Annotated in this window: 9 protein-coding genes; 6 read left to right on the top strand and 3 right to left on the bottom strand. The window is 63.7% G+C overall.

Going from position 1 to position 7,077, the window contains the following annotated elements:
• The first annotated feature begins 137 nt into the window (after positions 1 to 137).
• From queC to AC5JJ6_RS34265, 4 genes are all read left to right on the top strand, one after another.
• Positions 138 to 881 carry a 7-cyano-7-deazaguanine synthase QueC gene (queC, locus tag AC5JJ6_RS34280; protein ID WP_496046334.1) on the top strand — a complete coding sequence of 248 codons (744 nt, stop codon included), beginning with the start codon at positions 138 to 140 and terminating at the stop codon, positions 879 to 881.
• Complete coding sequence (locus AC5JJ6_RS34275; RefSeq protein WP_496046333.1) at positions 874 to 1,446, top strand: 6-pyruvoyl trahydropterin synthase family protein; 573 nt, start codon at positions 874 to 876, stop codon at positions 1,444 to 1,446. Before queC ends, AC5JJ6_RS34275 begins: the two co-directional genes overlap by 8 nt.
• A gap of 12 nt (positions 1,447 to 1,458) precedes the next feature.
• The gene (gene queE / locus AC5JJ6_RS34270) at positions 1,459 to 2,100 is read left to right on the top strand and encodes a 7-carboxy-7-deazaguanine synthase (protein ID WP_496046332.1); all 642 of its coding nucleotides are present in this window, start codon (positions 1,459 to 1,461) and stop codon (positions 2,098 to 2,100) included.
• A gap of 120 nt (positions 2,101 to 2,220) precedes the next feature.
• Positions 2,221 to 2,712, top strand: coding sequence for a c-type cytochrome (locus tag AC5JJ6_RS34265; RefSeq protein ID WP_496046331.1), 492 nt, complete (start codon positions 2,221 to 2,223; stop codon positions 2,710 to 2,712).
• A 19-nt stretch (positions 2,713 to 2,731) separates the two neighbouring features.
• On the opposite strand, the gene AC5JJ6_RS34260 is transcribed toward AC5JJ6_RS34265, so the two are convergent.
• The gene (locus tag AC5JJ6_RS34260) at positions 2,732 to 3,475 is read right to left on the bottom strand and encodes a GNAT family N-acetyltransferase (protein WP_496046330.1); all 744 of its coding nucleotides are present in this window, start codon (positions 3,473 to 3,475) and stop codon (positions 2,732 to 2,734) included.
• A gap of 125 nt (positions 3,476 to 3,600) precedes the next feature.
• Between AC5JJ6_RS34260 and AC5JJ6_RS34255 the strand changes: the two genes are divergently transcribed.
• Complete coding sequence (locus tag AC5JJ6_RS34255; RefSeq protein WP_496046329.1) at positions 3,601 to 4,443, top strand: glucose 1-dehydrogenase; 843 nt, start codon at positions 3,601 to 3,603, stop codon at positions 4,441 to 4,443.
• A gap of 6 nt (positions 4,444 to 4,449) precedes the next feature.
• Here the strand turns inward: AC5JJ6_RS34255 and AC5JJ6_RS34250 are convergent, their stop codons facing one another.
• Both AC5JJ6_RS34250 and AC5JJ6_RS34245 read right to left on the bottom strand, forming a co-directional pair.
• Positions 4,450 to 5,754 (bottom strand): Hsp70 family protein, encoded by a 1,305-nt coding sequence (locus AC5JJ6_RS34250; RefSeq protein ID WP_496046328.1) that lies wholly within the window; start codon positions 5,752 to 5,754, stop codon positions 4,450 to 4,452.
• Between the two features lie 66 nt (positions 5,755 to 5,820).
• Positions 5,821 to 6,792: a phosphoribosylaminoimidazolesuccinocarboxamide synthase gene (locus tag AC5JJ6_RS34245; protein WP_496046327.1), complete on the bottom strand. Its 972-nt coding sequence runs from the start codon at positions 6,790 to 6,792 to the stop codon at positions 5,821 to 5,823.
• A gap of 142 nt (positions 6,793 to 6,934) precedes the next feature.
• On the opposite strand from AC5JJ6_RS34245, the gene AC5JJ6_RS34240 reads away from it, so the two are divergent.
• Positions 6,935 to 7,077, top strand: a 143-nt coding sequence (locus AC5JJ6_RS34240; protein ID WP_496046335.1) for a YchJ family metal-binding protein, incomplete at its 3' end; no start/stop codon positions are given.

The following is a 7,077-nucleotide window of genomic DNA, read 5'->3' as shown; positions in this document are numbered from 1 at the left end:
CTGAAGGTCGCAGGTTCAAATCCTGCCCCCGCAACCAAACAAAACCCCTGAACCGCTCGCGGCTCAGGGGTTTTTCCTTTTTCTATTCAGGGCAGTGCCTATCTGCCCTGTGAACGGTAGCCGAGACAGGAGGGGGCATGACTGAACAGTTCACCGATGGGGCGCTGGTGCTGCTGTCCGGCGGTCAGGACTCCACCACCTGCCTCGCCTGGGCCCTCGACCGCTTCCCCATTGTGGAGACCATCGGCTTCGACTATCGCCAACGCCACTCGGTAGAGTTGGAATGCCGCGCCTCAGTCCGTGAAGGGCTGTCCAGCCTGCGGCCTGACTGGGCCGAAAAGCTCGGCGCCGATCACATGCTCGACCTCGCGACCCTGGCCTCTCTCGGTGAGACGGCCATGACGCACGATGTCGAGATCCACATGACGGCGGCTAATCTCCCCAATACCTTCGTGCCCGGCCGCAACCTGCTGTTCCTGACATTTGCGGCTGCCCTTGCCTATCGTCGCGGCCTTCGCCACATCGTCACCGGCGTCTGCGAGACCGATTACTCCGGCTATCCCGATTGCCGCGACGATACGCTCAAGGCCCTTCAGGTCGCCCTCAATCTTGGTATGGAAAAGCGCTTCGTCCTCCACACTCCCCTGATGTGGATCGACAAGGCCGCCACGTGGCAGCTTGCCGAGGACATCGGCGGCAAGCCGATGGTGGAGCTTATGGCGGAACGGACCCATACCTGCTATAAGGGCGACCGCAACCACCGCCATGCCTGGGGATATGGCTGTGGCGAGTGCCCGGCCTGCGATCTGCGGGCACGTGGCTGGGAAGTTTATGCAGCAAAGCGCGCCAAACGGGCGCCTTCGGAAATCACTGATGTTTAGCCTGATCTTCAGCCGCCGTTACTCGATGGCTCACCGCCTGCTGTCCGGCGGTTCGCCGAAATGCGCCGTCCCGCACGGCCACAACGAAACCGTGACGGTCAAGCTCAAGTCCACGCGTCCCCAACGTCTCGACGGCGGCGCCAATATGGTCGAGCCGTTCGAGCGCGCCAAGAAGCAGTGGCACTCCTGGATCGACAACCACGTCGATCACGCCTTCCAGGTTTCCGACCGTGATCCTTTGATCGAAGTCTTCGCGCGGATCGAGCCGGAGGTTCTGCCGCGCCTGATGGTGATGCCCGGCGATCCGACGACCGAGCTTCTCGCCGCCTGTTTCATGGCCAAGCTGAACGCCTTCCTCGCGGCGGATGGCGGCCGGCTCACCTGCGTCGAAGTCTCGATCGAAGAAACGCCGACCAACACCGTCGCCTTCGACGGCGATCCCGCCCAAGTCATCCCGGCAGGCACCGGAGACGACAGCTGGTGGTGGCGCGCGGACAACTCGATCAACGACCTGCTGCCGGGCAGCGATCCGGTCGCCGACACCTGCGCCTCGGCCAATGCCTGAGGAGCGCATGTAATGAGCTACGCCGTAAAGGAAATCTTCTACACGCTTCAGGGCGAGGGCGCCCAGGCTGGACGGCCTGCCGTGTTCTGCCGCTTTGCCGGATGCAATCTCTGGTCCGGCAGGGAGGCCGACCGGGAATCAGCCGTCTGCCGTTTCTGCGATACCGACTTCGTCGGGACGGACGGGACCGGCGGTGGCCGTTTCCCCGACGCCGCAACCCTGGCTGCCGCCGTCGCGGCGCAGTGGCCTGCGGGCGTCGGCGGGCGTCCCTATGTCGTCTGCACCGGTGGCGAACCTCTGCTTCAGCTCGATACCCCGCTGATCGAGGCCCTGCACGCGGCAGGGTTCGAGATCGCGATCGAAACCAACGGCACCAAGCCGGTGCCGGATGGCATCGACTGGATCTGCGTCAGCCCAAAGGCCGGTTCTCAGTTGGTGGTCGAGCGCGGCAACGAGTTGAAACTGGTTTTCCCGCAGGCGGAGCCGGAGGCAAGGCCCGAGAACTTCCTGAACCTCCGCTTCGACAACTTCTTCCTGCAACCGATGGACGGCCCTGATCGGACCGAGAACCTTCAAGCCACCATCGCCTATTGCCTCGCGAATCCGAACTGGCGCCTGAGCCTCCAGACGCACAAGATTATGGGTATCCCCTGAAGGCTTATAGGCAAGCCTTCAGGTCATGCCATCATCTGTAAAGTCCATAAACCAACTGCCCGCTGGACTGATTGGGTTTGTGCCGCTTTTATCCGGTAACTGACCAATCCGGAGCGGTTCATGATGATTAAGCTGATGGCGGGGGTCATTGCCGGAACTCTGGTTACAGTCGGTGCCCAGGCGGCCGACATGGCAAATCGGGGCGAGTATCTGGCGACCATCATGGACTGCACCGGCTGCCACACCGGCGGGGCCCTTGCAGGCAAGCCCGACGCGGCGCTTTATCTTGCCGGCTCCTCGATAGGTTTCGAGCTTCCCGGTCTCGGCATCTTCTATCCGCCCAACCTCACCCCCGACGCCGACACTGGCCTTGGAGGCTGGTCCGAGGCAGATATCATCAAGTCGCTACGGACGGGAGTCCGCCCCGACGGACGCGAACTCGCACCCGTAATGCCTTGGCGGTCATATTCCAAAATGACGGACAGCGATGCTCAGGCTCTTGCCAGCTACCTGAAGAGCCTCAAGCCCGTTCGCAACGCCGTCCCTCAGATCGCCGCGTCGGGCGACGCCGCTAAGGGTCCTTACCTGACCGTTGCGATGCCGAAGAAGTAGCGGGGCCTTATCCGCGCCGTCAAACCCGTAGACGGTAGTGATACCGGTAGGCTTCGGCAAAGCCGAGGCCGCCGTAAAGCTCCCGCGCCGCATCGTTGCGCCCGAGTACTTGCAGGTAGCTTGCGGAGGCTCCCTGCGTCCTCCCCCAGGCCAGCAGGGACTTCACGAGCAGACGTCCTATGCCCCGGCGTCTCGCCTCCGGAACCGTCACGATATCGAACAGTCCGACCATGCCGCGCTCGACCACCGCCAGCCCATAGGCGAGCGGCTTCCCGGCTTCGAATACGGTCCCATAGCCTGCCGGCATCAGGATAGAGGCCAGCATGCGGTCATGAACCCCCCGCATGGCCGGCGAAATACCGTTGGCGGCGGCGAACCCGGCGCTCCAGGACGATGACGGCTGCGCCTGGATCTCCACATCGGGATCGACCCTGATGTCTTCCCCAAGCGCCATGGTCATTATCTGGGTCTCGTCCATATACCGGTAGCCCGCCCGATGCAGCACGCCGTCAGGCTCGTTGCCGGCCAGGGGAGACAACCGGAAGATCGTCGGCAGACGTTGACGGCCATAAAGTGCTTCCGCCAAGTCCAGCGTCTCGCGAAAATTCCCTGCCGGAGCAATTGCATTGACCGAGTTCGCGCGCCGCGTCAGCCCGTCGGAAAAGCGGAAGAGCCAGCCGTCGCAGTAGGCGGACCGCAGTGCAGGCCACGCGTTGAACGCCCGTTCTTCCAATGCCCTGATTGCTGCGTCGTTCAAATTCATTCCGGTCCGTCTCGGCGGTCAGTTCGATTCGTGAGCCGAACCATAGCGCTAAACCGTTAACGTGACACCGGCCGGCAGAATGCCGGCTCCGATTGTTCGCACGACAGAAGAGAGGACTGCCGTTCGTGTCTCCATCTCAGCCAGTAGCCCGAATCTTTCCCCGTCTCCAAGGCCGTTTCGCCCTGGTCACCGGCGCTTCGCGCGGTATCGGCAGCGCGGTAGCGGTCCGCTTCGCCGAAGAAGGCGCCACGGTCGCCATCAACTACTCAGGCTCCGAGGGTGCGGCCAAGGAAACGCTCGACCTCGTGCGCGAGGCCACGGCCAGATCGGGAACCGACACCAACCCCGACGGCCATAAGATCATCCAGGCCGATGTCGGTGACGAGCGTTCCGCCCTCGCCATGGTCGACGATATGCTGGGCGAGTGGGGCCGGCTGGATATCCTGGTCAACAATGCCGGCATCCAGTCCGAAGCCAAAAGCGAATCCTACACCGTTGCCGAGTATCACAAGATCCTGAACGTCAACCTTACGGGCGCTCTGGTCTGCTCCCAGGCGGCGATCCGGCATTTTCTGTCGCGGCCGGGCGGCGGCACAATCATCAACTGCTCCAGCGTCCATCAGATGATCCCGAAGCCCGGCTTCATCGCCTATTCGATCTCCAAGGGCGGCTTGGGCAACATGACTCGTACACTGGCGCTGGAATATGCCGACCGGGGCATCCGGGTCAACGCCGTAGCCCCCGGCGCCATCCTGACGGACATCAACAATGCGTGGCGCAACGATCAGGAGGCCCGCGCCAACGTCGAGTCCCATATCCCGATGGGACGCGCCGGATCGCCTGAGGAAATGGCGTCGGTCTTCGCCTTCCTGGCGTCCGACGATGCGTCCTACATTACGGGGCAGACGATCTACGCCTGCGGCGGCCTGACGCTGTTCAACGACTTCCGGACGAACTGGGCGTCCTGACGCCTGTCACCTGGACGCGGCGCGGGCGGCCAGCGCCAGCCCGCTCGCGACCGAGGTCAGTTCTCCGCCGGTCCGCAGCTTGTCCTCTCCGAAACGGTCGGAGAACAGGCGGCGGATGACCGGGATGAACGAGGACCCTCCGGTCATGAATACCCGGTCGACATCGGCGAAGGAGACGCCGGTACGCTCCATCAGGTCGTCGACGCAGCCGGCGATGGCAAGGGTTTCCGGCTTCACCCAGTCCTCGAAATCAGCGCGCTGGATCGTCGTTTCGATCGAGGCGCCGGGCAAGGCGAAGCGGAATTTCGTCTCCGGTTGGCCCGACAGCAAGACCTTGGCGTGCTCGACCGCGCGGTGAAGGTGGAAGCCCAGACCTTCCTCGATCACGGTGATCAGCGCCTGGATCTGCGTCGGGTTCTCGGAGGTGCGCAGGATCTCCGTCAGCATCCGCCGTGTCTGCGTGGTGTTCAGGAACGACAGCAGGTGCCAGCGCCGCATGTATTCGAATGGCCAAACCGGCATCGGCAGCATCTGCCCGTCCATCGACCGGTAGTGCGTCCCGCGGCCCAGGTGAGGCGTCACGCAATGCTCGACGATCCGGCTGTCGAAGCTGTCGCCGGCGATCCCGACGCCGCCGACTCCCAGGATGTCGCCCGCACGGTCGCCGTCGGCCTGCGCCGAGGCGCGGGCTTTCGGGCCGACCCGCAGCAGGCAGAAGTCGCTGGTACCGCCACCGAAATCGGCGATCAGCACCAGCTCGTCACGCTCCAGTCCGCTTTCGTAGTGGTAGGCTGCCGCGACGGGCTCTAACTCGAACCGGATCTCATGCACTCCGGCCAGCCGGAAGGCTTCCCGCAGGCGGTCCAGCGCCATCGCCTCGGCATCGTCGCCGGCATCGCCGACGAAGTGGGCCGGTCGACCGACGACGATCGTCTGGGGCAGGGGGCCGGCCGATGTCTCGGCCTTGGCCTTCAGGTCCTTCAGGATCAGCGAGACCAGCGGTTCGATGCCGAACTGCTTGCCGAGGATGTTGGTGCCGGTGAAGTCCTTCGACGCCAGATAGGACTTCACCGACTGGACGAACCGTCCTTCGCCCTCGCTGTCCAGATAGGCCTCGATCGCCTCCGGCCCGGCCCAGTGGACCAGAGTGGTCCCGAGACGGTCTTCCTGCTTCTCGAAGAACAGGACGGAGCGGAAGGTCTCGAAGACCTGAGTACCGACGGTCAGCGGGACCAGCCGCGACGGCCCGGAGGCCTCCGCGATGGCGACCGCGCTGTTGGTGGTGCCGAAATCAATGCCGACGTAGGACAAGCTTTGAACTCAGTGGTAACGGGCAATGGTACGGGCTGTGGCTGAACCGGTACTGAACCGGACCGGTCAGAAATAGCGCTTCAGGTTGGTGCGGATTCGCTCAAGGACCGGCGCCGGCTGGTCGGGAATCTCGAATTTCCGGCCGGTGATGATCTCGAAGACGTCGATATAGAGGGCGGCGGCATCGAGCACGACATCGCCGGGGATCTCGGGAATGTCGTCCTGATAGGGATCGCAGCGCGCGGTGACCCAGGTCCGGACGAAGTCCTTGTCGAAGCTTTCCGGCCGCTCGCCGGCGGCGATCCGGCTGTCGTAGCTCTTGGCGAACCAGTATCGGCTGCTGTCGGGCGTGTGGATCTCGTCGGCCAGGATGATGTTGCCGGATTCGTCGAAGCCGAACTCGTATTTGGTATCGACCAGGATCAGTCCGTGCTCCGCCGCGATCTGCCGGCCGCGCTCGAACAGGCCCAGCGCCAGCCGGGAAACCGTGTCCCACTGCTCCTGTGTCAGCAGCCCGCGCTCGGTGATCTCACCGGGAGTCAGCGGTTCGTCATGGCCGCCGTCGAAGGCCTTGGTGGTCGGCGTGATGATCGTGTGCGGCAGCTTCTGGTGCTCGTGCATGCCGTCGGGCAGGGTGACGCCGTATACCTGCCGCTCGCCCTTTTTGTACATCGACCAGATCGATGTGCTGGTGGTGCCGGTCAGGTAGTCGCGCACGACGATCTCGACCGGCATGATGTTCAGCCGGCGGCATACGACCACGTTGGGATCGGGATAGTCGATCACGTGGTTCGGGCAGATGTCCGCCGTCTTCTCGAACCAGAAGCGGGCGATCTGGGTCAGCGCTTCCCCTTTGAACGGCACGGCGGTCAGGATGCGGTCGAACGCGCTCAGGCGGTCGGTCGCGATAATGATTCGCCGCCCGTCGGGCAGGTCGTAGTTGTCCCGCACCTTGCCCCGGTAATGATTGGGCAGTTCCGGTATCGTCGCGTCGCGCAGCACGTTGCCGAGATGCGCTTGAGAAATCTTCTTATCCACCACAGGCCCCGATCGGGAAATTGACGCCGCCATGATAGCCCGACACCAGCCCCCCATCCTAGCGTGCCGTTTGCAAACCTGTTGCCCGTGGCGTTGCACCGCCGGTTCGGCTAGATCTGTCCCAAAACTGGGAGACTGACCTATGAGCAACTGCCCCTGCGGCTCTAGCCGCACCCTCGATCAGTGCTGCGGCCCTTATCTTGACGGAGCCGCCAAGGCCCCGACGCCCGAAGCGCTGATGCGCTCGCGGTACTCGGCCTTCGTCACGGCCAACGTCGATCACCA

This window comes from Skermanella sp. (genome assembly GCF_059503625.1).
The sequence above is the reverse complement of the archived record's forward strand: the minus strand, read 5'-3'. Positions and strand labels throughout refer to the sequence as shown.

Bases quoted from the DNA above. Each gene is read 5' to 3' on its own strand.
- queC (WP_496046334.1), top strand. From the start codon at position 138: ATGACTGAACAGTTCACCGATGGGGCGCTGGTGCTGCTGTCCGGCGGT.
- AC5JJ6_RS34275 (WP_496046333.1), top strand. From the start codon at position 874: ATGTTTAGCCTGATCTTCAGCCGCCGTTACTCGATGGCTCACCGCCTG.
- queE (WP_496046332.1), top strand. From the start codon at position 1,459: ATGAGCTACGCCGTAAAGGAAATCTTCTACACGCTTCAGGGCGAGGGC.
- AC5JJ6_RS34265 (WP_496046331.1), top strand. From the start codon at position 2,221: ATGATGATTAAGCTGATGGCGGGGGTCATTGCCGGAACTCTGGTTACA.
- AC5JJ6_RS34260 (WP_496046330.1), bottom strand. From the start codon at position 3,475: ATGAATTTGAACGACGCAGCAATCAGGGCATTGGAAGAACGGGCGTTC.